General features: G+C 61.8%; 21 protein-coding genes. 3 read left to right on the top strand and 18 right to left on the bottom strand.

The features are described 5' to 3' along the window. Positions 1-62: 62 nt before the first annotated feature. From addA to ACSQ3F_RS06280, 11 genes are all read right to left on the bottom strand, one after another. A complete protein-coding gene (gene addA / locus ACSQ3F_RS06330; protein WP_436099435.1) occupies positions 63-3,629 on the bottom strand; it encodes a double-strand break repair helicase AddA in 3,567 nt (1,188 codons plus the stop codon). Continuing rightward, on the bottom strand, positions 3,619-6,804 hold the full coding sequence (gene addB, locus ACSQ3F_RS06325) for a double-strand break repair protein AddB (RefSeq protein ID WP_436099434.1): 3,186 nt from the start codon (positions 6,802-6,804) through the stop codon (positions 3,619-3,621). Before addB ends, addA begins: the two co-directional genes overlap by 11 nt. A 4-nt stretch (positions 6,805-6,808) precedes the next feature. Further along, on the bottom strand, positions 6,809-7,540 hold the full coding sequence (locus ACSQ3F_RS06320) for a nucleotidyltransferase family protein (protein WP_436099433.1): 732 nt from the start codon (positions 7,538-7,540) through the stop codon (positions 6,809-6,811). A gap of 92 nt (positions 7,541-7,632) precedes the next feature. Further along, positions 7,633-9,123, bottom strand: coding sequence for a tRNA (adenosine(37)-N6)-threonylcarbamoyltransferase complex ATPase subunit type 1 TsaE (gene tsaE, locus ACSQ3F_RS06315; RefSeq protein ID WP_436102058.1), 1,491 nt, complete (start codon positions 9,121-9,123; stop codon positions 7,633-7,635). Then, the gene (locus tag ACSQ3F_RS06310) at positions 9,123-11,603 is read right to left on the bottom strand and encodes an ATP-binding protein (RefSeq protein ID WP_436099432.1); all 2,481 of its coding nucleotides are present in this window, start codon (positions 11,601-11,603) and stop codon (positions 9,123-9,125) included. The genes tsaE and ACSQ3F_RS06310 overlap by 1 nt, the downstream gene beginning before the upstream one ends. Before the next feature lie 496 nt (positions 11,604-12,099). After that, positions 12,100-13,500, bottom strand: coding sequence for an adenosylhomocysteinase (gene ahcY / locus ACSQ3F_RS06305; protein WP_436099431.1), 1,401 nt, complete (start codon positions 13,498-13,500; stop codon positions 12,100-12,102). Between the two features lie 246 nt (positions 13,501-13,746). Further along, on the bottom strand, positions 13,747-14,064 hold the full coding sequence (locus ACSQ3F_RS06300) for an HPr family phosphocarrier protein (protein WP_436099430.1): 318 nt from the start codon (positions 14,062-14,064) through the stop codon (positions 13,747-13,749). Beyond that, the gene (locus tag ACSQ3F_RS06295; RefSeq protein ID WP_018327133.1) at positions 14,033-14,434 is read right to left on the bottom strand and encodes a PTS sugar transporter subunit IIA; all 402 of its coding nucleotides are present in this window, start codon (positions 14,432-14,434) and stop codon (positions 14,033-14,035) included. Before ACSQ3F_RS06295 ends, ACSQ3F_RS06300 begins: the two co-directional genes overlap by 32 nt. Before the next feature lie 144 nt (positions 14,435-14,578). Next, a complete protein-coding gene (locus ACSQ3F_RS06290) occupies positions 14,579-15,046 on the bottom strand; it encodes an HPr kinase/phosphorylase (RefSeq protein ID WP_436099429.1) in 468 nt (155 codons plus the stop codon). Continuing rightward, positions 15,043-16,797, bottom strand: a complete 1,755-nt coding sequence (locus ACSQ3F_RS06285; protein WP_436102057.1) for a stimulus-sensing domain-containing protein — start codon at positions 16,795-16,797, stop codon at positions 15,043-15,045. The genes ACSQ3F_RS06290 and ACSQ3F_RS06285 overlap by 4 nt, the downstream gene beginning before the upstream one ends. 208 nt (positions 16,798-17,005) lie before the next feature. Beyond that, a complete protein-coding gene (locus tag ACSQ3F_RS06280) occupies positions 17,006-17,737 on the bottom strand; it encodes a response regulator transcription factor (protein ID WP_436102056.1) in 732 nt (243 codons plus the stop codon). 341 nt (positions 17,738-18,078) lie between these two features. Here ACSQ3F_RS06280 and ACSQ3F_RS06275 point away from each other — a divergent pair, with 341 nt between their 5' ends. From ACSQ3F_RS06275 to ACSQ3F_RS06265, 3 genes are all read left to right on the top strand, one after another. Continuing rightward, on the top strand, positions 18,079-19,689 hold the full coding sequence (locus ACSQ3F_RS06275) for a phosphoenolpyruvate carboxykinase (protein WP_436099428.1): 1,611 nt from the start codon (positions 18,079-18,081) through the stop codon (positions 19,687-19,689). Positions 19,690-19,827: 138 nt separating this feature from the next. Beyond that, entirely contained in the window at positions 19,828-20,262 is a 435-nt protein-coding gene (arfB, locus tag ACSQ3F_RS06270; RefSeq protein ID WP_436099427.1) for an alternative ribosome rescue aminoacyl-tRNA hydrolase ArfB, read from the top strand. Positions 20,263-20,330: 68 nt separating this feature from the next. Then, positions 20,331-20,942 (top strand): alpha-ketoglutarate-dependent dioxygenase AlkB family protein, encoded by a 612-nt coding sequence (locus tag ACSQ3F_RS06265; RefSeq protein ID WP_436099426.1) that lies wholly within the window; start codon positions 20,331-20,333, stop codon positions 20,940-20,942. Between the two features lie 2 nt (positions 20,943-20,944). On the opposite strand, the gene coaA is transcribed toward ACSQ3F_RS06265, so the two are convergent. The 7 genes from coaA to hisB all read right to left on the bottom strand — a co-directional run bounded on the left by coaA (position 20,945) and on the right by hisB (position 25,673). Then, the gene (coaA, locus tag ACSQ3F_RS06260) at positions 20,945-21,940 is read right to left on the bottom strand and encodes a type I pantothenate kinase (protein ID WP_436099425.1); all 996 of its coding nucleotides are present in this window, start codon (positions 21,938-21,940) and stop codon (positions 20,945-20,947) included. 7 nt (positions 21,941-21,947) lie between these two features. Beyond that, the gene (locus tag ACSQ3F_RS06255; RefSeq protein ID WP_436099424.1) at positions 21,948-22,262 is read right to left on the bottom strand and encodes a phosphoribosyl-ATP diphosphatase; all 315 of its coding nucleotides are present in this window, start codon (positions 22,260-22,262) and stop codon (positions 21,948-21,950) included. A gap of 17 nt (positions 22,263-22,279) precedes the next feature. Then, positions 22,280-23,056, bottom strand: coding sequence for an imidazole glycerol phosphate synthase subunit HisF (gene hisF, locus ACSQ3F_RS06250; RefSeq protein ID WP_436102055.1), 777 nt, complete (start codon positions 23,054-23,056; stop codon positions 22,280-22,282). 104 nt (positions 23,057-23,160) lie between these two features. Further along, the gene (gene hisA / locus ACSQ3F_RS06245) at positions 23,161-23,904 is read right to left on the bottom strand and encodes a 1-(5-phosphoribosyl)-5-[(5-phosphoribosylamino)methylideneamino]imidazole-4-carboxamide isomerase (protein ID WP_436099423.1); all 744 of its coding nucleotides are present in this window, start codon (positions 23,902-23,904) and stop codon (positions 23,161-23,163) included. Position 23,905: 1 nt separating this feature from the next. Then, on the bottom strand, positions 23,906-24,556 hold the full coding sequence (gene hisH, locus ACSQ3F_RS06240) for an imidazole glycerol phosphate synthase subunit HisH (protein ID WP_436099422.1): 651 nt from the start codon (positions 24,554-24,556) through the stop codon (positions 23,906-23,908). After that, on the bottom strand, positions 24,556-25,038 hold the full coding sequence (locus ACSQ3F_RS06235; protein ID WP_436099421.1) for a DUF2628 domain-containing protein: 483 nt from the start codon (positions 25,036-25,038) through the stop codon (positions 24,556-24,558). Before ACSQ3F_RS06235 ends, hisH begins: the two co-directional genes overlap by 1 nt. Before the next feature lie 26 nt (positions 25,039-25,064). Next, on the bottom strand, positions 25,065-25,673 hold the full coding sequence (hisB, locus tag ACSQ3F_RS06230; protein ID WP_436099420.1) for an imidazoleglycerol-phosphate dehydratase HisB: 609 nt from the start codon (positions 25,671-25,673) through the stop codon (positions 25,065-25,067). Between the last annotated feature and the right edge of the window lie 109 nt (positions 25,674-25,782).

Here is a 25,782-nt window from a genome sequence, read left to right as displayed (position 1 = left end):
CGTTCTTCGAACGGTTGGGCAAGATGTGATAGCGGAACGCATCTTTTTCAATATTCGGTATCTCACTTCTTCGAGAGCTCCACAAGGCTCCTGTCCAGCATCTCCTGCGGCAAAGTCAGCACCGCCGGGCCTTCGGTGTAGATCAGCACGCATTGGAAGGCATGATCGGGATAGAGCGGCGCGAGAAGCGCGCGGTAGATCGCCAGCTGCGCCCGGTAGACGAAGGGCACACCGTCCGGCGAAGCGGGAACCTCCCGGTTGGTCTTGAAATCGGCGAGAATGGCCGTCTTGCCGGAGACTGCAAGCCGGTCGATGCGGCCGGAAACGGCAAACTCGCGCGTCCCGAGCTGCAACGTGCTCATCACGGACACTTCCGCGCGGCTCGTCTCGGAAAACAGCGCGGCGAGTTCCGGATGCTCGATCACGCTCAGTACCGAAGCCGTCAACGCTTGCCGCTCGCTTGCAGACCAGCGGGGCACGGAGCGAGCCAGGTAGCGCTCGGCGGCGGCGTGCCGCTCCTTGGGCGCGACAGACGGCAACACCTGCAGGAAGCGGTGCAGGATCGCACCCCGTAGCAGCGACCTGTTGGCGCCGGCTTTTTGCGAGAACAACGCCGATCCGACGATGGCGGCGCCATCGTCCTCGTCAATGATGACACCCGCGCCGGAAGGGCTTAACGGGCGCGGCAGGTGCCGTTGCGGCGGCAAGGGCTGCAGAAGAGAGGCGGGCAGGCCTGCCGGGCGGGCATTTGCGGCTTCCTTGACAGTGTCCTGCGTCTTCAGGTCGCGAGCGGCGGAGGAAGCCTGCCACGAATAGCCGGTCCACTCCTGATTGCCCGCTGCAAATGTCCTGGGCGTGCTGCGACCGCGCTCGTCTCCGGACAGGCTTGTCGTGACCATGGCATGCCAGCTTTCGGGATTGGCCCGTTTGCCCTGATAGCCACAGACGATCAACCGGTCCGCCGCCCGCGTCATGCCGACATAAAGAAGCCGGCGATATTCCTCTTCGGCGGCGGTCTTTAGCCGGGCGGTGTCCGCGTCGATCAATGTGTTGGACGCCGCCCGCGGCGGCCGCCAGACAGGAAGCGGCACTGCCGCGCTGTGATCGCCGGGCTGGATCAGGCGCAGGCCGGAGACATGCTGCGAATTGAAAGCCCTGCCGCCGCCATCGACCAGGAACACCACCGGCGCCTCCAATCCCTTGGCGGCATGCACGGTCATGATGCGCACTTCGTTGCGCTCCTTGTCCTGCTCGCGCTTGACCGTCGGCGCTTCCATCTCGAGACCGGAAATGAAGGCCTGCAGGCCCGGCAGCCCGTTTTTCTCGTGATCGAGCGCAAAAGTCAGGAATTCATCGAGGATATCGCTGACTTCGGTTCCGAGCCGGCCGAGGAAAGCGGCGCGGCCGCCGTCATGACCGAGGATACGGGCGTAGAAATCATGAACAGGCAGAGTGCGCGACAATGCCCTGTATCGCTGCAGCTTTTGCAGGGCGCCATTGTAGCGCCCCCCCTCGTCGGCGCCGAATTCCTGCAGGCGTTGCCAGACGCTGACCGACAGCGGGCGGGAGACCGCGAGATCCCTGACGTCGTCCTCGCTCAGATTGAACAGCGGGCTTTTGAGGATGGCGGCGAGCGAAAGGTCGTCCTGCGGCAAGAGCACGAAGCGTCCAAGCGCCATCAGGTCCTGCACGGCGATGTGGTTGGTAAGAACCAGCCGGTCGGCTCCGGCAACGGGAATGTTGCGGCGCGTTTTCAAAGCCCGGGTGAGAGCGTTGACGAAGGCATCGCGCTTGCGCACGAGAACGATGACATCGCCCGGCTGCATCGGCCGCTTGACACCTTTTTCGATCACCGTTTCCTTGCCGATCCAGTTGGCGAGCACGGCGGCGATACGTTGGGCAAGAATGTTAGCCGGCGCATCTTCTGGTGTTGCGTCGAAGGCTGCGGTCCAGTCCTCCTCCTGGATGCTGTCTGCGGGCGCGATTGCGTCCCAGACTTCGACCAGACCGGGGTGACCGATACGGTTGGAGGCGTGCACGACCGCATCCTGCCGGGCGCTGAGGCCTCGCGCGTGCAGGGGATTTTCAAATACGGTATCGACGGCCGACAGCACATCCTCGGTCGAGCGGAAGGAGAGCTGCAGCCGGATCGGGCTGAAGGCCTTGCCACTGTCGCGTACGCGCCGCTCCGTCTCGATGCTCTCGTCGGAAAAACGTTCGGGCCGGGCACCCTGAAACGAGTAGATCGATTGCTTCTCGTCGCCGACGGCGAACATCGTACGGTTACCACCACGCGCCGTTTCGCCGGAGAAGAAATCCTCCGCCAGCGACTGGATGACGGTCCACTGCACCGGGCTCGTATCCTGCGCCTCGTCGACCAGAATGTGGTCGATGCCCTGATCGAGCTTGTAGTGGACCCAGCGGCTGACATCGCCGCGCGAAAGCAGCGCCGCCGTGCGGTTGAGCAGGTCGTCGAAATCCAGCTGGCTGCGGCTTTTCTTGATGTCCTCGTAATCGCCGTTCAGCCGGTCGGCGAGGGTGAGTGCCGCCTTCGTCGCCTCGAACATGGCGACGAGGTTGAGACGATCCATGGACGCGGCAATGTGATCGCGGGCGGCGAGGACAAGAGGCTCCAGATCCGGTGCTTGGTCGCGGATCGGCTTGGAGATAAAGGCGGAATCGGCCTTGATCTTGCCGTTCTGGGTGTAGAACAAGTCCCGCAGCATGTTGAAGCGTTGCAAGGGATCGGCGAGCTTGGCGACGGCGCGAAGACCGTCGGCGAATTCCGTAACCTTTGTGCCGCCGGTGGCAAGTGCGATGCCGATAAAGCGCTCCAGTGCCACACCGTTGAGACCTGGCAAGGGCCAGAATCCGGCTATCGCCGCCTCCGACGTTTCGCCGGGCGCGAGACTAAGCGCCGAACGAAGTGCCGGATCGATACCGCCCTTGCGGTTGGCTTCCTCCAGGAATGCCTGAATGGCGGTGCGGTTGGCGACGATTGCCGTCAGCAGCTTCTCGAGCCCGGTATCGTCGGCGAGATCGAGAACGGTCGCAAAGGCTTCCGTCAGTTCGCGGTCGTCCTCGCTTGCCGTAGCCGTCAGATGCGCGCGGCGGGCATCAGCAAGAAGCGTCGCGGAAGCACGGTCGTCCAGTACCGAGAAATGCCCGGCAACATTGGCTTCGAGCGGAAACTGATGCAGCAGCGCTTCGCAGAAGGCGTGGATCGTCTGGATCTTCAGCCCGCCCGGCGTTTCCAGTGCGCGGGCAAACAGGCGCCGCGCTTCCTGGCGTTTCGGCAGATCCGGCCGCTCGCCCTCGATCGCCGTAATCCGGTCATCCAGCGCCTCGTCGTCGAGCGTCACCCATTCGGCCAATCGTTCGAAGACCCGGTTGGACATTTCCGACGCGGCAGCCTTGGTATAGGTCAGGCAGAGAATGGCAGACGGCCGGCAGCCGGATAAGAGAAGCCGGATAACGCGCTGCGTCAGCACGTGCGTCTTGCCCGAGCCGGCATTGGCCGACACCCAGGCCGAGCGGGCCGGATCGGAAGCGAGCGCCTGCTTGGAGGATGTCCAGTCGAGCCAGCCTTGAGGCGAGGGCTCGAGAGGGCCGAAATCGTCATCCCTCATTGGCATCCTCCTCGCCTTCCGCCGTCGCCCATTCGGCGACGCGGGCAAGATGATCATACTCGCCGCCGTAGTCGCGCTCTTTCTGCACAATCACGCGTGAGGCAAAGCCATATTTGCCGTTCATCAGGGCGGTGAGGAGCCCCGCCAGTTCCTTGAGCGATTCCTCGGCCAGTTGCTCGGCGGATTTGGTCTCGACATTGGCGCGCGCCTTGGCGTGTTCGTTGTTGACTTCCTCAGGTTTAAATCGTTCGCCGGGTTTCAGGCGGACATAGACGAGCGATTGGGGATGCCGTGCTCCCGCGTGCTTGAAGGCGCCGGCCTTGAGAGCGGCGGCCTCCAGCGCCAGCTGCGGATCAAGCAGCGCACGCGCCTCGTTGATCGAGGGGCTCGAACCGGTCTTGTAGTCGATCAGAACGGCTCTGCCGTCGCCGAGAATGTCGATGCGGTCGGCGATGCCGGTCAGCTTGATGTCCTCGACGCCGATCTCCATCGAGGCATAGAGCTCCGTGTAGGATTTCCGGATATCGGCGTGGCGAGCGATTTCCCACTCGATGAAAGCCTTGCCGACAGCGGCAAAGCGCGGTCGCCAGACGACGTCGATATGGGCGGGCAGTGCCTGCTCGTTGAAGGCCTCGTTGATCAGCCGGCTCATTTCCTGCGCCGCTACCGGCGACGCGGGATCGAGATCGGCGCGGACGAAGCGTTCGACGATCTTGTGATAGAGCGTGCCGCGCTCGGCCGCACCCGGATCGCGGTTGAAGGGATCGATCGGCTGCAGGCGCAGGATTCGTTTGGCGTAGACAGCATAGGGATCGCGCCGCAGGCGGGCGACCTCGCTGAAGGAATAGCTGCGCGGCTGCTGCTCCGGCGAAGGTCTCGGCTCCGGGCGGTTCGCCAGTGGTTGCGTAACGCCCTGGTCGAGCATGCCTGCCCAATGATGGTAATCCTTGCCGTTCTCGCGAAGCCTTGCCGCGAAATCGCGGCCGCCGACGGCGAGAAGCCGTTGCAGCCAGCGCGAGGCGACGGTCGGCGTAGCACCCTTGCGCATCGCCCGGGTCAGGATGAGCTTGCGCGTGCCGCAAGCCATCTGGAAATCGTGCGCCAACTGGCCGATGCGCCGCTCCGGCGGCTCCAGGCCGATGGACGTTTTCATGGTGCGCGACAGGAAGGGATCGTTGGCGGTCTGCCCGGGCCAGGTGCCTTCGTTCATGCCGCCGAGAACGACGAGATCGACGCTCTGCAGACGAGATTCCAGTGCGCCGAAGATGAACACGCGGGGATGGCGCATGGAGCGCGGCTTGATCGCCTCGCTCGCCGATAGCGCCTCCATGATGTCGCTCCATTGGGGTCCGTCGGCGGTCATCTGACCGTCGGTATCGATGACGGAGCGCAAAAGTGTCGCCAGGGCTTCTCCGGCTTCACCCGACCAGAGACCGGCAAGACTGCCGCGTTCGTCGACGGTGGCTGCTTCCAGCGCTGCGCCGGTTTTTTCTGCCCATTCGGCAAGCGTCAAGGCTGCGGTCAGACCACGGCCGGTTCTGTGATGGCGCACCAGCGTTCCGGCCAGAGGTTCCACAGCGGCGGCAATGCGCCGGGCAAGATCGCGGGCCCGCTCGATCGCTGCCTCGTCGATCCGGCTGCGCCATTCCGGCAGATGTTTTTTGTTCCCTTCGCGCTGGAGCGCCTCGTCAAGAAGGACCTCCAGTTCGGAAATATCGGCGCTGCCGGTGCCGCCGCGCAGCGCCATCAGCTCCAGTGTCTCTGCCGTTGCGTTCATGACATCCGTGGGCAGGCCGAATCGCGCCAGCGGATGCTTCAACAGGGCGGTGATCGAGACCGGATCGCCGGGCCGCAGAGCGGCTTCGAGAAGCAGCCGCGTCAGGCTGCCGGGGCCGGTGGCCGAAAGCGGTGTACCGGCCGAATCGTCGGCCTCGATGCCAAAACGCAAAAGTTCGGCCGCCACCCGGCGGGCAAGGTCGCGGTCGGGCGTGATCAGCGCGGCCTGGCTTTCCTCGCTGCCGTGCAGGGCAAGCCGAAGGGCGATAGCGATCGCCGTCGCCTCCTCGCGTTCGTTGGCCGTCTCGATCAGCGCTGCATCCGTAAAGGCGTCCGTAAGCTGGTCCTGATCGACGGCGCCGCGAAGGGCTGTCCAGCCGCTCGTTGCCTGAACCGGCAAGAGGGCGTGGGACATGATCTCCGCGCGATAATCGAGATCCGATGCCGCTGTGCCGAGCGACGCGACATCATGGCGGCCGATGCCCATGCGGTTCAGCAGGCGGGAGAAGCCGTATTGCGGATGGCTGCGGCTGGCCGGATCACCGGTCAGCTTCGCCGTTTCCGGCGCGATCATCATCCATTCCGCATTGCTCATCGTCCGGTCGAGGCCGGGCAGCACGATGGTGCCGTTCGGCAGCTTCTGCGCCGCGGCGATCAGCTTGGCCGTCGCGGGGATGGAGCCGGTCGACCCGGCGATGATGATCGGCCCGGTGACTTTTCCGTCGGCGATGCGCTGCGTCTCGGCTTCGAGGATGGCGTTGCGGTGGCGTGCGGGCGAGGATTGCTTGAGCTCCTCCAGCCGCGCCGGCCAGTAGGTGCGGGCGATCTTGAGGAACTCGAGCGTCAGCTGCCACCACAGCGCATGATCGTTTGCATCGAGATTGTCGAGCGCCTTCCAATCCAGCTCCTCGGTTTCCATCGCGTCGATGATCTCGGAGAGATTGCGGGCGAGCCAGATCGCGTCGGCGGGGCTTGCTGGCGCTATCAGCGGGCTTTCCGCGTGCACATCGACCACGGCCTTCGGAAGCTGGTTGCGCCAGGCGAGGATGAGGCGGCCAAGCTCGATCAGCCGGGCGGTATTCGGCAAAGGCGGCGCCAGATCGAGGATCGCCGGGATTTCCGCATCGAAGAACCCGCTGTCGTCGTCGGTTTCCCCCAAGGCCCGGATCATCGGCAGGATCGCCGAGCGGCCGCCGAGGCAATCGACCAGTTCCGAACGCAAGACGCGCGCCGAGCGGCGGGTCGGCACGAAGATCGTGATGCCGGCAAGGGCAAGCGGATCGGCCTCGGCATAACGGAAACCGGGCACAAGTTCGCCGGAGCACAGTTTTTCGACCAGCGTCTTCAGGAAGGGAAGACCGGGCGGGATGGTGAAAACGTTGGAAACTGTTTCCGCCACGTCCTCATGCTCCCGTCTGGAAGCGCCGGATCGCCTCCTCGGCCTCGCCGATTGCTTCCGGCGTGCCCACGGTCAGCCAGTGACCTTCGAGAAGGATGCCGAACAGCCTGTTCCTGGCAATCGCCTTGTCGAAATAGATGTTGAGGTTGAAAGCCCCTTCCGGCGCATCAGCAAAGAGCCTGCTGTGCATGGCGATCGCGCCCGCATAGACGACGGGGTTTTCCATGCCCTCCCTGTAACGCGAGAGCCGGCCCTGCGGATCAAGCGAGAAATCCAGTTTGCCGTTGTGGCCGGTGGTATCCTCGTTGCGGACGCAGAGGAGCGCCATGTCCATCGTTTCAGGGTCGAAGAAGGAAGCAAGCCGCTCAAGATTTGACGGCGCGTCCGGCTTTTCGCCGATCCAGAAGAGATCGGCGTTCATCACCAGGACAGGGCCGTCGTCGAGCAGTTTCAATCCCCTGGCAAGACCGCCGCCGGAGCTCATCAACGCGGCCCGCTCGTCCGAAATGACGATCCTTGGCCGGCGTCTGTCCTTCAGATGCGCTTCTATCTGGTCGGCGAAATGGTGGACGTTGACCGCCGCCGTCTCGACCCCCGCGCCTTCTATCGCATCGAGCACATAGTCGATCATCGGCCTGCCGGCGATGCGCACGAGCGGTTTCGGTATGGTATCGGTAATGGGCCGCAGGCGGGTGCCAAGCCCCGCGGCGAGCACCATGGCATTCTTGATGGGCATAGGCAGCACTTGATCCACTGAACGTCAGCCGGTGATTCGGGGGTTCAAAGTGTTATAGCGACTTTTGTGCGTCAAGTTTGACGCGCGGCGCTTTAAAGGATTCCAGCCTTTATGCACCAATCGCGCAAGGGCGCGAGCGCTTCATGTTCGAGCGCCACCTGAAGATAGGAGAATGTCCGCGGCATGTGCTTCATGTAGAACGGCTTGCCGTCGCGCTGCATCAGCCGGACCCAGATGCCGGCGAGCTTGCAGTTGCGCTGCGCCGACATCAGATGCCAGTCGCGCCGGAACGCTGCCTCGTCGAAATCGCCGAGAGTGTGGCGTTCCGAGCAGTAGAGCGAGAGCATCTGTTCGCACAACTCAGGCGCGATGGTCACCCGTGCATCCTGTGTGATGGATGCCACGTCATAGGCCGTCGGGCCGATCATCGCGTCCTGGAAATCGATGATGCCGACACGGTCGAAGCCGGAGCGCTGATCGCGCCAGATGATGTTCGGCGAATGGAAATCCCGTAGCAGCAGCTTCTTTTCCGACGTGCCAAGAAGATCGATCAGTCTATCCCAGACTGCGAAATATTCGGCGCGCTCGGCATCGGAAGCCTTCTCGCCGCGCTTCCACGGAAGATACCAGTCGATCAATAGGCTGGTTTCGATCTCCATTGCCGTACGATCGAAATCGGGGATGTGGTGGGTAACGGTATCGGACAGGGGTATGTCGCGTGTTACCGGCTGCGCGTGCAGATGCGCGAGGACGCGAACACTTTCGAGATAACGTTCAGCGACCGGCTGTCCGTCCGCATCGAGGATGCCCTCACTGCCGAGATTTTCGATCAGAAGGATGCCGGTGTCGAGATCTCGTTTGTAAACTTCGGGCGCGCAAAATCCTTTGTCCCTGATGTCGCGGGCAATGGCGACGAATGGAATGACGTCTTCGGCAAGATGCGCCAGTTGCTGGTAATATTTGCCGTCCTGCAGGATCGGCCCCGGCTTGTGGCGGGCCGCATCCATCAGAATTCGCAGTGGTTGCCCCTCGATCAGAGTCCGCTCATAGGCGCGTGCCGACGCATCGCCGCTGAGATGCCGGCGCTTTGCCTGTCCATACCCGCAGTCTTGCAGGAAGGAACGGATTGCAAGGCTGCGCTCGATCCGTGCCAAGGCCACCGTGTCGCCGGATATGGTAACGTGACGGCCATCATCGAGGTGGGAAAAGGTAGCGGTCAGTCGGGTTTTCGGCAGTGCCGCCAGCGCGTTTTCCGGCCATTCCACCAGGCAGATGCCGTCTGAGAGTGCTTCGTCGAGGCCGAGTTCGTCCAGTTCTGACACATCTGCCAGCCGGTAGAGGTCGAAATGCGAAACGGCAATGCGCAGGTCGTAGCTTTGCACCAGGGTGAAGGTCGGGCTCGGCACCTCGAGCGCCTCGTCGTCGGCCATGGCGCGCAGGAAGGCGCGGGCGAGCGTCGATTTGCCGGCGCCGAGATCGCCGGAGAGCGCCAGGCAGTCGCCTGGCTTCAAGGCCAGCGCCAGGTCTTCGCCGAGTTGAATGGTCGCGGCCTCGTCTTTCAGGAAAAGTGCGATGTCCTGCATCATTCCGCCGCTGCGAATTTCGGGAGGTCACCGGAGGGGATGCGGCAGGTCACTTCCGTTCCCTCGCCTTCATGGCTGCGGATCGACACTTTGCCATGGTGCAGGCTGACGAAGCTCTCGACGATGGAAAGGCCAAGACCGGCGCCGCCGCGTGTCCCATGGCTTTCGAACCGGTTGAACACGGTATCGAGAACGTCCTGCGGGATGCCGGGACCGTTGTCGCTGACGCTGAAGACGAAATCGCTGCCGTCGCGGCGGCATCTCAGGCTGACGGTGCTGCCGTCGGGCGCGAAATTGGCGGCATTGGTCAGGAGCTTGATGAGGATCTGCTTCAGCCGCTGGTGGTCGGCTATGAACAGGCCGAGCATATCGGGCGTATCGATCTGCAGTGTCACGGCGCTTTCCTGCAGCCGATCGGCCATCTGAAGGGAAACTTCGTCGAGGAAGTCGGTCAGGTTGATTTCCGACAGGTCGAGCTCGACGATCCCGGCATCGACGGTGGCGAGATCGAGAATATCGTTGACGATCGTCAGCAGCAACGAGGACGAGGTCGAGATGTGATCGACATATTCTGCCTGCCGCTCTGTCAGGGTGCCGAAGGCGGGCGTCTTCAAAAGATCGGCAAAACCGATGATGTTCGTCAGCGGCGAGCGCAGCTCGTAGGAGACGTGCTGGACGAAGTCGTTCTTCAGATGATCGGCCATCCGCAGCGCTTCGTTCTTTTCGGTCAACGCCCGCTCGACACGCACGCTGTCGGTGATGTTGACGAAGGTCAGCATGGTCTGCGCGTTGGGCAGCGGGATGACGGCAAAATCCAGAATGAGCCCGGTGCGCAGTTCGAGGATGCCCTGGCAGGACGGCCGCTCGTCGTCGAAGCTGGTAATGAGGTGCGAGAACCGCTTCCAGCCGTCCGGCTGGTCGTAGGACGGCGCGCAGACCTGCTCGATGGCGCGGATGTGCGTGCCGGGCTTGGCTTCCGCCTCCGTGACGCCCCAAAGCGCGCGGAAGGCAGGGTTGGACAGCTTGATGCGCCCGTCCGGCCCGAACACCGCGACGCCTTCGGACAGATGGTCGATGGTCTCGCCCTGGACCTGGACCAGCGTGTTGTAGCGGGTTTCGAGATCGACCTTTTCCGTCAGGTTCTCGAACACCCAGGTCGCGCCGCCTTGGGGACGGGCCGTTGCGAAAACGCGCAGCGTCTGGCCGTTCGGCAGGTGCCAGAGGTCGGATTGCGTGTCGAGCGCCTGATAGACGGCGAGCGCATTTTCCTTCCACTGCTTCCAGTTCAATTGCTCGGGCAGCTTTGCGGCAGCGCGCAGACGGTCGAGAATCTCGCCATTGCCCGGCTTGCGTTCCAGGAAGCCCATGTCGAGATCCCAGAGCCTCTGGAAGGCCTGGTTGTAGAATTGCAGGCGCTGGCTGCCATCGAAGATGGCAACCGGCGTGGCCAAGTGATCGAGCGTCTCGGCGTGGCTTTTCAGGGTACGATTCAGTTCCTCACGAACAGCCTCGACATCCGAGACGTTGATCGCCATGCCAGCCGATCCGGCCGGGCTCCTGGCATCGACCACGTCGAAGAATGTCCGGTTCCCCCGGACCACGGTGGAGACTTTTTCGCGATAGGCTGAATCATAGCTGCTGAGCGCACGGATCTTTTCACGCGCCACCGTCGCCAGAAGCTCCCGGTTTTCCTTCACAGCGGCCCCCGGCTCGGCGGCCTCGACCGCCTCCGCATAGGCTTCGTTGACCCAAAGGAGCGCGCCGTCGGCACCGCGCTGCCAGACCGGCAGATCGATCGCATCGAGCAGCGTCTGAAGGCTCGCCAGCGATCCGTGCAGGCGGTCCCGCTCCAGTTTCATCTCGGCAAGCTCGGCGCGCAAATTGTTGAGCGCGACGAAGCGGACGAAAGCCCGGCCACCGGAGACGCGGCCCTGCGTCTCGATGATTTCGCCGCGGGTGGTTTCAACGATGAGATCGAAGCTCTGGGCGCTGGAGCGCAAAAGCTCGATGGCCTTTTCGAGCTCGGACGCAGACTGGGATTTGATCCAGCGGCCGAAGGCGAGGAAATCGCGGTCATCCTGCGGAGCGCCCGTTTCGACAGGCAGTTGTCCCAAGAACTCCGGCTTGTTCGAGAGGCCTTCCCAGACGACGATACGGCGGTTCTTGTCGGCGATCAGCGCCTGAAAGCGCGAAATCTTGTGATTGGCGTCGGCCAGTGCCGCGTTCAGTTCGCGGTTGTCCGTTTCGATATTGCCGCGCTGGCGGATCAGCCATATGGCGGAAATCATTGCCGCCGAAATCACCCCGATCAGGACGGAAAAAGTGACGACTTCGGAAGAATGGAAAACGCTTGCCGTGGTGACCTCTTCAGCCGCCGCAAGGGCAGGGCCGGCGCAGACCGCAAGCGCGGAACCCGCCATGAACCGGCGCAGCAAGGACGGAATCCGGCCGCCGGCGCGTTTCGAAGGACCTGTTTCCATGGCATGCTTCCCCGTTTTCATCACATATGATGCCATGATCCGAAAAACCCGAATCACGGACGATCTTATGTGTATTCAACACCTTGAAGCGTGCCCCGACCTTTCGGCGGAGCCCGTGCAAGGTCTTGCAGCGCCGCGCGTCTGTTCAGACGCGCAAAGGTCGCTTTTGATCTGCTGCATAATTCCTTAAATCGACTCCGATTTAAGGAATTATGCAGTCGTCCGGTTGCAAATCGCTACGTAGTGCTAAATCGAAATCCTGCCAACGGCAGGCCTCGTTCAATTTCGATTGCAGTCCGGCATGTCTCCGTCTGTTTGCCGCATAAACGACAAGACATCCCATTCGCGACGCGTCTGTACCGCATCTTTGTCACGAATCATTGTCCCAAAAACATACGCCTTCGGCGAATCGTCGGAAAGGGCGAGGCAAAAAAAGAGGCCGCGCTCTTCTGTCAAGAGCGCGGCCCCTATATGTTGTGGATTATCCGGGTAAGGATCAGTACCGGTAGTGTTCAGCCTTGAACGGACCCTGCGGCTTTACGCCGATATAGTTGGCCTGTTCTTCCGAAAGTTCCGTCAGCTTGACGCCGAGCTTGCCGAGGTGAAGGCGGGCGACCTTCTCGTCGAGGTGCTTGGGCAGGATGTGGACCTTCTTGTCGTACTGTTCGCCCTTGGTGAAGAGCTCGATCTGGGCCAAGACCTGGTTGGTGAACGACGCCGACATGACGAAGGACGGATGGCCAGTGGCGTTGCCGAGATTGAGCAGGCGGCCTTCCGAGAGAAGGATCATCCGGTTGCCCTTCGGGAATTCGATCAGGTCGACCTGCGGCTTGACGTTGGTCCATTTCAGGTTGCGCAACGCCGAAACCTGGATCTCGTTGTCGAAGTGGCCGATATTGCCGACGATCGCCATGTCCTTCATCTCGCGCATGTGGTCCATGCGGATGACGTCCTTGTTGCCGGTCGTGGTGATGAAGATATCGGCGGTCGAGACGACATCTTCGAGCTGTACCACTTCATAACCGTCCATGGCAGCCTGCAGGGCGCAGATCGGGTCGACTTCCGTAACCTTGACGCGGGCGCCGGCGCCCGACAGCGAGGCAGCCGAACCCTTGCCGACGTCGCCATAGCCGCAGACGACGGCGACCTTGCCGGCCATCATCACGTCGGTGCCGCGGCGAATGCCGTCGACCAGCGATTCCTTGCAGCCATACTTGTTGTCGAATTTCGACTTGGTGACCGAATCGTTGACGTTGATTGCCGGGAAGGGCAAGAGGCCCTTGGCATGCAGCTGGTAGAGACGGTTGACGCCGGTCGTGGTTTCTTCGGTCACGCCCTTGATCGCGTCGCGCTGCCTGGTGAACCAGCCCGGGGAGGCGGCAAGGCGCTTCTTGATCTGGGCGACGAGGATTTCCTCTTCTTCCGAGGTCGGGTTTGACAGCACGTCCTCGCCGGCTTCGGCGCGGGCGCCAAGCAGGATGTACATGGTGGCGTCGCCGCCATCATCGAGGATCATGTTGGAGATGCCGCCATCGGCCCACTGGAAGATCTTGTCGGTGTAGGTCCAGTAGTCCTCCAGCGTCTCGCCCTTGACGGCGAAGACCGGAACGCCGCTGGCGGCAATTGCTGCTGCAGCATGGTCCTGGGTGGAGAAGATGTTGCACGACGCCCAACGGACTTCGGCACCGAGCGCGACCAGCGTTTCGATCAGCACCGCCGTCTGGATGGTCATGTGCAGCGAACCGGTGATGCGCGCACCCTTCAGCGGCTTCTTCGAACCGAATTCCTCGCGGCAGGCCATCAGGCCCGGCATTTCGGTCTCGGCAATGGTGATCTCCTTGCGGCCGAAATCGGCAAGGCCGATATCCGCAACCAGATAGTCGTTCGTCGTGCTCATGAAGCTCTCCGGGCTTGAGGCCATGCACCGGGACCTGATGTGTTTATGATCCGGGCAGGGCGCACTAAAATTCGCGCTTCCGGCAAGGAGCCGAGAAGTTTGTTTCTCACCTAGCAGGATTCATGGAAGGGAGCAACAGGACATAAAGAAGTCTTTATGTCTTTATGTCTTTATGTCTTTATGTCCCCAGGCGATCCGGGTTCCGGACTGACCGGGAACCGGATCGTCTCGAATTGAGAAGAAAGCTCAGATTTCTTCGCCGAACTTGTCGGCCACCAGCGCGTCGAGGGCGTCGAGCGCTTCCTGGGCCTGGCGGCCGCTGGCGATGACGGAGATGGAACAGCCAGTGCTGGCGGCAAGCATCATCAGGCCCATGATCGAGGTGCCGCCGACGGTCATGCCGTCTTTCGAGACCTGGATCTCGGCGTCGTAGCCTTCCACCGTCTGGACGAACTTGGCAGAGGCGCGGGCATGCAGCCCTCGCTTGTTGATGATCAGCAGTTCGCGGGAAAGCGCCACTGAGGCCACTTCGCTATTTGCCACTGAGGACACGGCTTGCGACATTGATATACTTTCTGCCTGCTTCGGATGCTTCGACGAGCGCCTTGTCCATATCGCTTTCGCCCCGGACGCCGGCGAGCTTGATCAGCATGGGAAGGTTGACGCCGGCAATGACCTCGACGGTGCCGCTCTGCATCACCGAGATCGCCAGATTGGACGGCGTTCCGCCGAACATATCCGTCAGAATGATGACGCCATTGCCTTCATCGGCCGAGAGAACCGCTTCCAGGATATCCTGGCGGCGTTGATCCATGTCATCCTCGGGGCCGATGCAGACAGTCTCGATCGACTTTTGCGGACCAACGACATGCTCCAGCGCATGACGAAACTCTTCAGCCAGCTTGCCGTGTGTGACAAGCACAAGTCCGATCATGGTGTCTCCGCTCCAACTGCATCTGCTAATCTTCGATGGTCAGATATCGCAATGCAGCAATTTCGTCCACCTTTGGGGCGGCCATCTTGGCAAGGAAAAGGCGAAGTGCAAGTTAAAAATCCAGAACTGCTGCTTTTGAGGGCATCATCGTCCTTGAAAATTGGCGTTTTGAGGCAAAATAAGCCGCAAAATTTCGAAGGAATTCAACCCTTCTCCGAAGGGAAGCCGTAGCAGTGGCAAAAAATTGCCTAACGGAAGCGCAAACACCGCGTTTTCAGGCGGCAGGCGCGGTTCAAACGGCGGTTTGACGGGCTGAACGGCGAAATCCATCACAGCCGCGGGTATCGTCTCCACCTGAACGATGCCGGCGCCGCGGACCTCCGCCAACCCGGCGATGGAGGCAGGTCGCCGCGCGATAATCCTGCCGTTTCGAACCGAGATCAGCACCTGATCATCCGATACCAGGGCGCCAAACAATCCGCTCTCTCTCGCGGCCGCCAGACAGGAGAGCGCCAGGGCGGTCTTGCCTGCGCCGGAGGGGCCGACGAACAGGAAACCGTAGGTCCCGAGCACGATGGCGGTCGCGTGAATATTGACCGCCTCGTCCGTCATGCGTTGGTCTCGACCGGCAACGACAGGATGAAGCGCGCGCCGGTGACCTTGCCGCTCGCATCCGTCATATTCTCGGCTTTCAGAGAGCCGCCATGGGCTTCCGCGATCTGGCGGGAGATCGACAGTCCAAGACCCGAATTCTGGCCGAAATCCTCGCCCTCCGGCCGATCGGTATAGAAGCGTTCGAAGATACGGTCGATGTCTTCCGCCTGGATGCCAGGGCCGTTGTCCTCGACATAGATGAGGCAGCGGGTCCGGGTTCGTGTCAGGCGCAGAATGATGCGGCCACCTTCCCCGGGCACGAAGGAGCGGGCGTTTTCGATGAGGTTGGTGATGATCTGGCCGATCCGCAGCTCGTAACCGGCGACATCGAAGCGGGCCTTCGGATTGTCCTTGCGCTCGACGACGAAGCTGAGTTGCGCCGCTTTCTTGCCGCCGCGAATCTGCCGGGAAATATCGACGAGATCGCCGACCAGTTTCTCCAGATCGATGGCCTTGGCGTCGCTGCGGGCAAGCTCGGCATCGAGCCGCGAGGCGTCCGAAATGTCGCTGATCAGGCGATCCAGGCGGCGCACGTCATGCTGGATGACATCCATCAGCCGCTTCTTCGAATCGTCCGTGCGGGCGAGCGGCAGGGTTTCGACTGCGCTGCGCAGCGATGTCAGCGGGTTTTTCAATTCGTGGCTCACATCCGCCGCAAAATTCTCGATCGCGGCGATACGGTCGTAGAGCGCCGTCGTCATTTCGCGAAGGGCCACGGAGAGGTTGCCGATTTCGTCCTGGCGGGATGAGAAATCCGGGATTTCCTCGCGCTCCTTGGCACCGCCCCGCCGCACGCGAATGGCGGCGGCAGACAGGCGCCGCAGAGGGTTGGCGATCGTGCTCGACAGAAGCAAGGAGAGGATGACGTTGACCAGGGCCGCGACACCAAAGACGCGGATGATGGCCAGCCGCTCGGCATGAACGATCTTGTCGATATCGCCAGCCTGCGTCGAGAGGAGAAGAACGCCGAGAACGGCGCGGAACCGCTGGACTGGAACCGCGACAGAGACGATCAGCTCGCCCTTTTCGGTGACGCGCACGACGGCGCCGCGAACGCCGGTCAGCGCGTTCATGACCTCCGGATAGATGGCGCCGTTGCCGCCTGGCGGTTCCTTGTAGAGCGGCAGGTTACCGGGCTGCAGGACGCGGTTGAACCACGAATTCAGCCGCTCGGACCACGTCACCGATTCCGGCTCGATCGGCGGCAGGTCGAAACGCAGCACCTGTCCGCCGGTATAGAGGTGGCGTGAATCCAAGAGCAGGTCGGCATCGGCGTCGAACAGGCGGGCGCGGGTGCGGGTCGGCGAGATCAAACGCCTCAGAACCGGTGCCACACGTTCCTGATTGATCGGAAATTCGAGATCCTCGTCGCTCGGCAGCGGCGTGATGCTCTGTCCGGCCTGCAGTTCCAGCAGCTTTTCCGGATCGATGGTGATCGAGTTGGTATCGACCGAAGCCGAGGCCGCGATGGCGCCGGCAATGATCTCGCCTTGCGTCAACAAGCTTTCGACGCGGGCATCGATCAGTCCCTCCCGGAACTGGTTCAGATACATGATGCCGCCGACCAGGACGACGAGCGCGACGAGATTGAAAAACAGGATACGGCGCGTCAGGCTCGAAAACACGGCGTTGCCGAAGATGCGGCGAATCAGCGTGAAGGGATGCGCCCACTTCCGGCCGGACGCGGTCCTCGCGTCGCTGTCTTCCATATCGATGTTTCGCAAGACTTCGACCAAGCCTTCAACTCCCGCTCGCGCGGCTCCTGCATATCAATGGCAGATATAGCTGTTATCGGCGAAAACCGATTGCGGTTCGCTCCGGCGCGGAGCCGTATCATACAGTTCCGTGACAAGCCATGCCAGTGTGGCCGTGCCGCACACATCGCCTGCGCGGCGGCCGTATCGTCTTCAGCGTCCGTCAGGCCGATTCGCGGAAGCGATAGCCGACGCCGTAGAGCGTCTCGATCATGTCGAAGTCGTTGTCGACCATCTTGAATTTCTTGCGCAGCCGTTTGATGTGGCTGTCGATCGTGCGGTCGTCGACATAGACCTGCTCGTCATAGGCGGCGTCCATCAGCGAATCGCGGCTCTTCACGACGCCGGGGCGCTGCGCCAGCGAATGCAGGATGAGGAATTCGGTGACGGTCAGGGTCACCGGCTCGTTCTTCCAGGTGCAGGTGTGGCGCTCCTGATCCATCGACAGCTGGCCGCGTTCCAGCGAACGTGCCTGCACATCGGCGGCGGTCTTGGCCGCGCCACCGGAATTCGCCGTAGCCGCGGCCTCCCGGTTGGCAGAGCGGCGCAGGATCGCCTTGACGCGCTCAACCAGCAGTCGCTGCGAGAAGGGCTTGGTGATGAAATCGTCGGCACCCATCTTCAGGCCGAACAGCTCGTCGATCTCCTCGTCCTTGGAGGTGAGGAAGATCACCGGAATGTCCGACTTCTGGCGCAGGCGGCGCAGAAGCTCCATGCCGTCCATGCGCGGCATCTTGATGTCGAAGATGGCCAGCTGCGGCGGCCGGGCAAGCAGGCCGTCGAGGGCCGAGGCACCGTCGGTATAGGTTTCGACCTTGTATCCTTCGGCTTCCAACGCAATCGACACCGAGGTCAGGATGTTGCGGTCGTCATCGACAAGTGCAATCGTCTGCATCGTATAGGGCTCCACCATTTCACTACGCCTCCGAGGCAAGCCCGGTTGTCCGGGTCCGTGCTGCGGTACGACGCGTTTCTTGAGTATAAAGGTGGAACAAATTGTGGCGAAGTTAAAAGCAAAAGCAATGCGGCAGGCACGGCAAGCGCAATTTGGTCGAAAAAAGGTCGCTCGAAAAGCGACGATTCAACCGATTAAAAAAGCAATAAATTCCTTTAAATCGATTAATATACTGAAATTATTAGATATTTTGAGACAGCAACCTTGTCTTTTCTCGCTGCCCCTTTTATGGTCACTAACATTCAACGTTCTATAGGCAAACCACGGAGGAAAGCTGAACCATGAAGGAACTCGGCATTCGCAACCCATCCCTTGGGCTGGAATCAATCGGTTTCACCAACCTGGACATGGTTCGGTATAACTTTGGCACCGCTGAACTCTATGAGGAAATCCTGCGCCGCAGCGAAGCGCAGCTGACTGCTCATGGTGCTGTGCGTGCCCTGACGGGACAGCACACGGGCCGTTCTCCGAAGGATAAATTCGTCGTTCGCGATGCCAATACGGCGGATGAAATCTGGTGGGATAACAACAATGCGATGTCGCCCGAGCACTTCGAGATCCTGCATCAGGACATGCTCGACCATGCCAAGGGCAAGTCGCTCTATGTTCAGGACCTGATCGGCGGCGCCGATGCGGAAAACGCCCTGCCGACGCGTGTCGTTACAGAATTCGCCTGGCATTCGCTGTTCATCCGCAACCTGCTGATCCGTCCGGAGAAAGCGGCGCTTGCCACCTTCACGCCGAAGCTGACGATTATCGATTTGCCTGGTTTCAAGGGCGACCCTGCCCGCCATGGTTGCCGTAGCGAAACCGTGATTGCCTGCAACTTCACCAAGGGCATCATCCTGATCGGCGGCACGTCCTATGCCGGCGAGGTGAAGAAGTCGGTCTTCACCATGCTCAACTACCTGCTGCCGGCCAAGCGCGTGATGCCGATGCATTGCTCCGCCAATGTCGGACCGGATGGCGATGCGGCCGTCTTCTTCGGCCTTTCGGGTACCGGCAAGACGACGCTGTCGGCCGATCCGAATCGCACGCTGATCGGCGACGACGAACACGGCTGGGGCAAGGACGGTATCTTCAACTTCGAAGGCGGCTGCTATGCCAAGACCATCCGTCTGTCGGCTGAAGCCGAGCCCGAGATTTTCGAGACGACGCGCCGGTTCGGGACCGTACTTGAAAACGTCGTGCTCGATGACAGCCGCCTGCCCGACTTTAACGACGGCTCGCTGACGGAAAACACGCGCTGCGCCTATCCGCTCGACTTCATTCCGAATGCCAGCAAGACCGGAACCGCGGGCCATCCCGGCACGATCATCATGCTGACGGCCGACGCCTTCGGCGTCATGCCGCCGATCGCCCGTATGACGCCGGACCAGGCCATGTACCACTTCCTTTCCGGCTATACCGCCAAGGTGGCCGGAACGGAAAAGGGGGTTACCGAGCCGGAAGCAACCTTCTCGACCTGCTTCGGCGCGCCCTTCATGCCGCGCCATCCGTCCGAGTACGGCAACCTCTTGAAAACGCTGATTGCCGAACACGGCGTCAATTGCTGGCTGGTCAACACCGGCTGGACCGGCGGCGCCTATGGCACCGGCAGCCGCATGCCGATCAAGGCAACGCGTGCTCTGCTCGCAGCGGCACTCGACGGTTCTTTGGCATCGGCGGAGTTCCGCACGGACAGCAATTTCGGTTTCGCCGTGCCCGTGGCTGTTCTCGGCGTCGATAGCAAGATTCTCGATCCGCGCTCGACCTGGAGCGACGGTGCCGCCTATGACGCGCAGGCCCGCAAGCTGGTGGACATGTTCGTTGCCAATTTCGCCAAGTTCGAAAACCATGTCGACGGCAGCGTCCGTGACGCTGCGCCCGGCGCGAAGCTCGCTGCGGAGTAAAGAAGACAGTCAGTATAAATCGCAGGCTATGATTCACGTGAAACCCGGCTTGAGAAGGCCGGGTTTTCTTTGTCATGGCGGTTCATGCGTTTTCAAGTTCGCCATCCTGTGAGATAGAGCGGTGGAAGGAAGACCATCATGGCCAGCGATCCGCTTTACATCAACGACAATATCGTCATCGCCGGCTGGGAGTTGACGGAGCAATTCGTGTTGGCTGGCGGTCCGGGTGGACAGAACGTCAACAAGGTCTCGACGGCCGTCCAGTTGTTCTACGGAATCAAGGCCTCGCCGGCTCTGCCGGAGCGGGTGCGCGAAAATGCCATCAAGCTCGCTGGCCGCAAGGTGTCAAAGGACGGCGTTCTGATGATCGAGGCGAGCCGTTTCCGCAGCCAGGAGCGCAATCGCGAGGATGCGCGCGAACGGTTAAAGGAGCTTATCCTCAAGGCTGCCGAGCCGCCGCCACCGCCGCGGCGAAAGACCAGGCCGACGAAGGGCTCGATCGAGCGCCGCCTGAAGGAAAAGACCGGGCGCGGCGAAGTCAAGAAGATGCGCGGCCGTCCTGAAAGCGAATGAGGTTTTTCACGCAGACCTTGTTTTTGTCCGTCACTGCACTCTGTTAGGCTGCAGCAATAGGTGTTTCGATGCGGGTTCTTCCCCAGGGTATTCGCCATATCCCCGGCTTTCTCGACCGCGAAAAGCAGGAAGCTCTGGTGGAGAGCATTCGCGCCATCGTCGCGGAGGCTCCGCTTTTCGTGCCGGCGATGCCGAAGACCGGAAAGCCGATGTCCGTGCGCATGACCAATTGCGGCCCGCTCGGCTGGGTGACGGACAGGGAACGCGGTTATCGCTACCAGCCAGAGCACCCCGTCACCGGCAAATCCTGGCCGGCCATGCCGGATGCGCTTCTCGATATCTGGCGCGCCGTTTCCGGGTCGCCCAAGGAGCCGCAGGCCTGTCTTGTCAATTTCTATACCGAGGATGCCCGCATGGGCTTGCATCAGGATCGCGACGAGCAGGATCTGGAGACGCCGGTCGTGTCGATTTCACTCGGGGATAGCTGCCTGTTTCGCGTGGGCGGGCGCGAGCGCAACGACCGGACGCTCTCTTTCAATCTGTCGAGCGGCGATGTGGTCGTGCTCGGCGGGGAGGGGCGTCTTGCCTTTCACGGCGTGGACAAGATCTATCCCAACACCTCGACGCTTCTGAAAAACGGCGGCCGCATCAACCTGACGCTCCGCCGTGTCGCCGTCTGAGCTTAGAGTTTGCGCAGCGCCACCGTCTCGGTGAGGTGGTTTGGACCCTTCTGCAGGATCAGGTCGGCGCGCGGCCGCGTCGGCAGGATGTTCTGGCGAAGGTTTTTCAAGTTGATGTTGTGCCAGAGCCCTTCGGCGATCGTCAGCGCTTCCTCCTCGCTCACCTGTGAATAGCGCTTGAAAAAGGAATCAGGGTTGCGGAAGGCTGTCTGGCGCAGCTGCATGAAGCGGTTGACGTACCAAGCGTGGATCAGGCTTTCCTCGGCGTCGATATAGATCGAGAAATCGAAGAAGTCCGAGACCATCGGCACGATCTTGCCGTCGGCCGGCAGGTTGCGCGATTGCAGCACGTTGATGCCCTCGAAGATGAGGATATCCGGGCGGTCGACGATCTGGAACTGATCGGGCAGCACGTCATAGGTCAGGTGCGAATAGGTCGGCGCCTTGACGTTCGGCTGGCCGGCCTTGATCGCCGAGAGGAAGCGCAGGAGCGCACCGATATCGTAGCTCTCGGGAAAGCCCTTGCGATCCATCATGTTTTCCCGCAGCAGCGCAGCATTGGGATAGAGGAAACCGTCGGTCGTCACCAGATCGACCTTCGGGCTCGATGGCCAGCGCGACAGGAGCTCGGCGAGAATACGGGCTGTCGTCGATTTTCCGACGGCGACCGAACCGGCGATGCCGATGACGAAGGGCGTCTTTGCCTCGCCCGACATGCTGAGGAAGCGCTGGCGTTGGGCAAACAGCATCTGCGAGGATTCGACATGCGCCGACAGGAGCCGCGACAGCGACAGGTAGATGCGCCGAACTTCATCGAGATCGACGGGGTCGTTGAGCGATCGCAACCGCTGCACCTCGTCGGCTGTCAGCGTCAAGGGCGTGTCGGCGCGGAAGCGCGACCATTCCTCCGCCGAGAAGAAGCGGTAGGGCGAATAATCCTTGTTGCCGAAATGATCCGGAATGTCGGCCGGTTCGATGTCTTTTGCCGCGATGGTCATGAATTGTCTACCGGCTTGCCTTTTCCTGGAGACCCGACTGGCTGGTGCGCCGTTCGAGCTCGCTCATCACATCCTGCAACGGAATATCAGCAATTTTCAATACGACCATCAGATGATAGAGGAGATCGGCACTCTCGGCGACGAGATTGGCGCGATCATTGCTGATCGCGGCGATCACCGTCTCAACCGCTTCCTCGCCCAGTTTCTTGGCTGCCCTCGCCTGACCATGGGCGACGAGTTTCGCCGTCCAGGATTCCTCCGGTGACGCTCTGGCACGATCAGCGACGATCGCCTCGAGACTTGAAAGGGTGAAGTCGCTCATCTGTTCTGTCCTGTCGCTCAATCGAGCCGCATGGCAATGCCATGCTCCGCCATATAGCGCTTGGCCTCGCCGATGCTATAGGTGCCGAAATGGAAGATCGAGGCGGCAAGCACCGCCGTCGCGTGACCGTCGCGAATGCCTTCGACCAGATGATCGAGATTACCGACACCGCCCGAGGCGATAACCGGAACCGACACCCGGTCAGCGATCGTACGGGTCAATGCGATATCGTAGCCGGTCTTTTGACCGTCACGATCCATGGATGTCAGAAGGAGTTCACCGGCACCACGCTCTACCACCTTTTCGGCAAAGGCGACGGCGTCAATGCCGGTCGCCTGGCGACCGCCATGGGTGAAGATTTCCCAGCGGTCTTCCTCGCCGGGCTGCGACACCTTCTTGGAATCGATCGAGACGACGATGCATTGGTTGCCGAACTTGTCGGCCGCCTCGGCGACGAAATCCGGGCTCTTCACCGCGGCCGAGTTGATCGACACCTTGTCGGCCCCGGCCAAAAGCAGCTTGCGGATATCGGCAACGCTGCGCACGCCGCCGCCGACCGTCAGGGGCATGAAGCAATGGTCGGCCGTGCGGGCGACGACATCGAAGATGGTGTCCCTGTTGTCGGAGGAGGCGGTGATGTCGAGGAAGCAGAGCTCGTCGGCACCGGCGGCATCATAGGCCTTGGCCGATTCGACGGGATCGCCGGCGTCGATCAGATCGACGAAGCTGACACCTTTGACGACACGGCCGTCCTTGACGTCCAGGCAGGGGATAACGCGGGCTTTGAGGGTCATCGGACGGGCCTCCTTCTCGGTTTGCGCGTCCTCGCCGCTTCGCGGCTGCGGGCGTCGCGGCATGTCCTTGACGTCCAGGCAGGGGATGACACGGGCTTTCTGGGTCATGCCGCTTTTCCTTTCGCGCTGCGAATGAGCGCCAGCGCCTCGGCCGGGTCGATGCGCCCGTCGTAGAGCGCGCGGCCGGAAATGGCGCCTTCGAGTTTTGCCGCGTCGGGCTGAACCATGCGGTGGATATCGTCCATTGAGGCGAGGCCGCCCGACGCGATGACCGGGATGGACACGGCGTCTGCCAGCTCCAGGGTCGACGCCCAGTTTATGCCGGTCAGGATGCCGTCGCGATCGATATCAGTATAGATGATCGCCGAAACGCCGGCGCCCTCGAATTTCTGTGCCAGTTCGATGACGCCGAGTTCGGAGGCTTCCGCCCAACCCTCAACCGCCACCTTGCCGCCCTTGGCGTCGATGCCGACCGCGACCTTGCCCGGGAATTTCCGGCAGGCTTCGATCACCAGCGCCGGATCGCGCACGGCAACCGTGCCGAGAATGACGCGGGCAAGACCGCGCGATAGCCAGTTCTCGATATGATCGAGCGTGCGGATGCCACCGCCGAGTTGCACGGGATTTTTCGTAGCTTTCAGGATCGCATCGACAGCAGTACCGTTGACCGTCTCGCCGGCAAAGGCACCGTTGAGATCGACCACATGCAGCCATTCGAAGCCTTGGTCCTCGAAGGCCTTGGCCTGGGCGCCGGGGTCGGGGTTGTAGACGGTCGCCTGCTCCATGTCGCCGAGCTTGAGGCGCACGCACTGGCCGTCTTTGAGGTCGATGGCGGGAAAAAGGATCATGTCAGGGCTTCCAGCGCAGGAAATTCGAGATGAGGGCGAGACCGAGCGTTTGGCTCTTTTCCGGATGGAACTGCGCGCCGGCCTTGTTGCCTTGGGCGACGAAAGCCGTCACCGCGCCGCCATAGGAGGTCGTGGCGATCAGGTCGTCGGGATTTTCGACGGCGAGATGGTAGGAATGGACGAAATAGGCATGCAGTCCATCGTCGCCGGTCCTGATGCCGGAAAATAGCGGATGCTGCTTCTTGAGCTCCAGCGTGTTCCAGCCGATCTGCGGGATTTTCAGCGTGGGATCGGAGGGAACCATCTCGACGACATCGCCCTTGATCCAGCCTAGCCCTTGGGTCGTCGTCTTTTCCAGCCCGCGCGACGACATCAGCTGCATACCGACGCAGATGCCGAGGAAGGGCCGGGCGGATTTTTCCACCGCTTCCGCAAGCGCCTCCTGCATGCCGTCAACCGCGTCGAGGCCGCGACGGCAGTCGGCATAGGCGCCGACGCCGGGCAGGACGATGCGGTCGGCGCTGGCCACGCGGTCGGCCTTGTCGGTCAGCTCGATCTTTGCGTCGATGCCGGCTTCTCGGGCGGCACGCTCGAAGGCTTTTGTTGCCGAGCGCAGATTGCCGGATCCGTAGTCAATGATCGCAACGCGCATCAGCGTTCTCCATATTTCTCAAAAAGTCCGAAGGCCGCACGGCCACCGCCGGATTTTGCCGTCGTGGCCGGCAACGCCGGGGGATGCCAGACGGCCTCGCCGGAGGCCGTCACGTCTGTGGCCGTCTCGTGATCGTAGATCATTTCCGCGGCGGTCAGATCGTCGGCAGTAACGACCGACTGCAGCGTCCAACCGCTGGATTCCAGTCCGCTGGCGACAAGGGCAGGGCCTTCGAGCGCCACGAGCAGGCGCAACGCCAGTTCGATCAGCAGCCCGGCCAGCATGGCGCGCGGCTCCGAGGTGAGGAACGTCACGATCGACTGCAGGATCGCAACGGCAATGCCTGCGATCCACTGCCGCTTGAAGAGCAGCCAGACGGCCGGAAAGAGGAAGGCGATCCAGGAAAACTTGTCGGCGATGAACCGCGCATCCTCGTCGTTTCTGAGGGCGGCGGGTGGTGTCAGAACCAGATAGGAGGCCATATCAGCCAACTTTCAAACTGGGCCGGTCAGACCAGCGTTCCCTTGGTGGATGGAACACGGCCTGCCTGGCGCGGATCGATTTCTGTTGCCGTGCGAAGCACGCGGGCAACGGCCTTGAAGCAGGTTTCGGAGATATGATGGTTGTTGGCGCCGTAGATGTTCTGCACATGCAGCGTGATGCCGCCATGCTGCGCCAGAGCCTGGAAGAACTCGCGCACCAGTTCTGTGTCGAAGGTGCCGATCTTCGGCGCGGAGAAGGCGACGTTCCAGACGAGGAAAGGACGGCCGGAGACATCGACGGCGGCGCGGGTCATCGTTTCGTCCATGGCAAGGTCGAGCGAGGCGTAGCGGGTGATGCCGCGCCGATCGCCGAGCGCCTTGGAGAGGGCCTGGCCGATGGCGATGCCGGTGTCTTCTACCGTGTGGTGGTCGTCGACATGACGGTCGCCGTCGGCGACGATGTCCATGTCGATCAGCGAATGGCGGGAGAGCTGCTCAAGCATATGGTCGAAGAAGCCGACGCCGGTCGAAATCCGCGATGTACCGGTGCCGTCGATGTTGACGGACACGGTGATCGAGGTTTCGTTGGTCTTGCGCGAAACGCTGCCGGTGCGCTTGGCTTGCTGGTCTGCCATCAGGTTCTCCCAACTGTCATAGAGCCGCTCCTTATCAGGCGGTGGGCGAAATATCCAGCAGCGGCGCCATGATTCTAGCGGGTGCGAAAGGGCCGGAAGCATCAAGAGC

Origin of the sequence: Pararhizobium sp. LjRoot238, from assembly GCF_964252955.1 — a bacterium.
Taxonomy (GTDB): Bacteria; Pseudomonadota; Alphaproteobacteria; order Rhizobiales; family Rhizobiaceae; genus Pararhizobium.
The sequence above is the reverse complement of the archived record's forward strand: the minus strand, read 5'-3'. Positions and strand labels throughout refer to the sequence as shown.

Coding starts and splice junctions, on each gene's coding strand:
- arfB (WP_436099427.1), top strand. CDS start 19,828: ATGGCCAGCGATCCGCTTTACATCAACGACAATATCGTCATCGCCGGC.
- ACSQ3F_RS06255 (WP_436099424.1), bottom strand. CDS start 22,262: ATGAGCGACTTCACCCTTTCAAGTCTCGAGGCGATCGTCGCTGATCGT.
- addA (WP_436099435.1), bottom strand. CDS start 3,629: ATGAGGGATGACGATTTCGGCCCTCTCGAGCCCTCGCCTCAAGGCTGG.
- hisB (WP_436099420.1), bottom strand. CDS start 25,673: ATGGCAGACCAGCAAGCCAAGCGCACCGGCAGCGTTTCGCGCAAGACC.
- hisH (WP_436099422.1), bottom strand. CDS start 24,556: ATGCGCGTTGCGATCATTGACTACGGATCCGGCAATCTGCGCTCGGCA.
- ACSQ3F_RS06310 (WP_436099432.1), bottom strand. CDS start 11,603: ATGGAAACAGGTCCTTCGAAACGCGCCGGCGGCCGGATTCCGTCCTTG.
- coaA (WP_436099425.1), bottom strand. CDS start 21,940: ATGACCATCGCGGCAAAAGACATCGAACCGGCCGACATTCCGGATCAT.
- ACSQ3F_RS06275 (WP_436099428.1), top strand. CDS start 18,079: ATGAAGGAACTCGGCATTCGCAACCCATCCCTTGGGCTGGAATCAATC.
- hisA (WP_436099423.1), bottom strand. CDS start 23,904: ATGATCCTTTTTCCCGCCATCGACCTCAAAGACGGCCAGTGCGTGCGC.
- hisF (WP_436102055.1), bottom strand. CDS start 23,056: ATGACCCTCAAAGCCCGCGTTATCCCCTGCCTGGACGTCAAGGACGGC.
- ahcY (WP_436099431.1), bottom strand. CDS start 13,500: ATGAGCACGACGAACGACTATCTGGTTGCGGATATCGGCCTTGCCGAT.
- ACSQ3F_RS06320 (WP_436099433.1), bottom strand. CDS start 7,540: ATGCCCATCAAGAATGCCATGGTGCTCGCCGCGGGGCTTGGCACCCGC.
- ACSQ3F_RS06280 (WP_436102056.1), bottom strand. CDS start 17,737: ATGCAGACGATTGCACTTGTCGATGACGACCGCAACATCCTGACCTCG.
- ACSQ3F_RS06235 (WP_436099421.1), bottom strand. CDS start 25,038: ATGGCCTCCTATCTGGTTCTGACACCACCCGCCGCCCTCAGAAACGAC.
- ACSQ3F_RS06265 (WP_436099426.1), top strand. CDS start 20,331: ATGCGGGTTCTTCCCCAGGGTATTCGCCATATCCCCGGCTTTCTCGAC.
- ACSQ3F_RS06300 (WP_436099430.1), bottom strand. CDS start 14,064: ATGTCGCAAGCCGTGTCCTCAGTGGCAAATAGCGAAGTGGCCTCAGTG.
- tsaE (WP_436102058.1), bottom strand. CDS start 9,123: ATGCAGGACATCGCACTTTTCCTGAAAGACGAGGCCGCGACCATTCAA.
- ACSQ3F_RS06295 (WP_018327133.1), bottom strand. CDS start 14,434: ATGATCGGACTTGTGCTTGTCACACACGGCAAGCTGGCTGAAGAGTTT.
- ACSQ3F_RS06285 (WP_436102057.1), bottom strand. CDS start 16,797: ATGGAAGACAGCGACGCGAGGACCGCGTCCGGCCGGAAGTGGGCGCAT.
- ACSQ3F_RS06290 (WP_436099429.1), bottom strand. CDS start 15,046: ATGACGGACGAGGCGGTCAATATTCACGCGACCGCCATCGTGCTCGGG.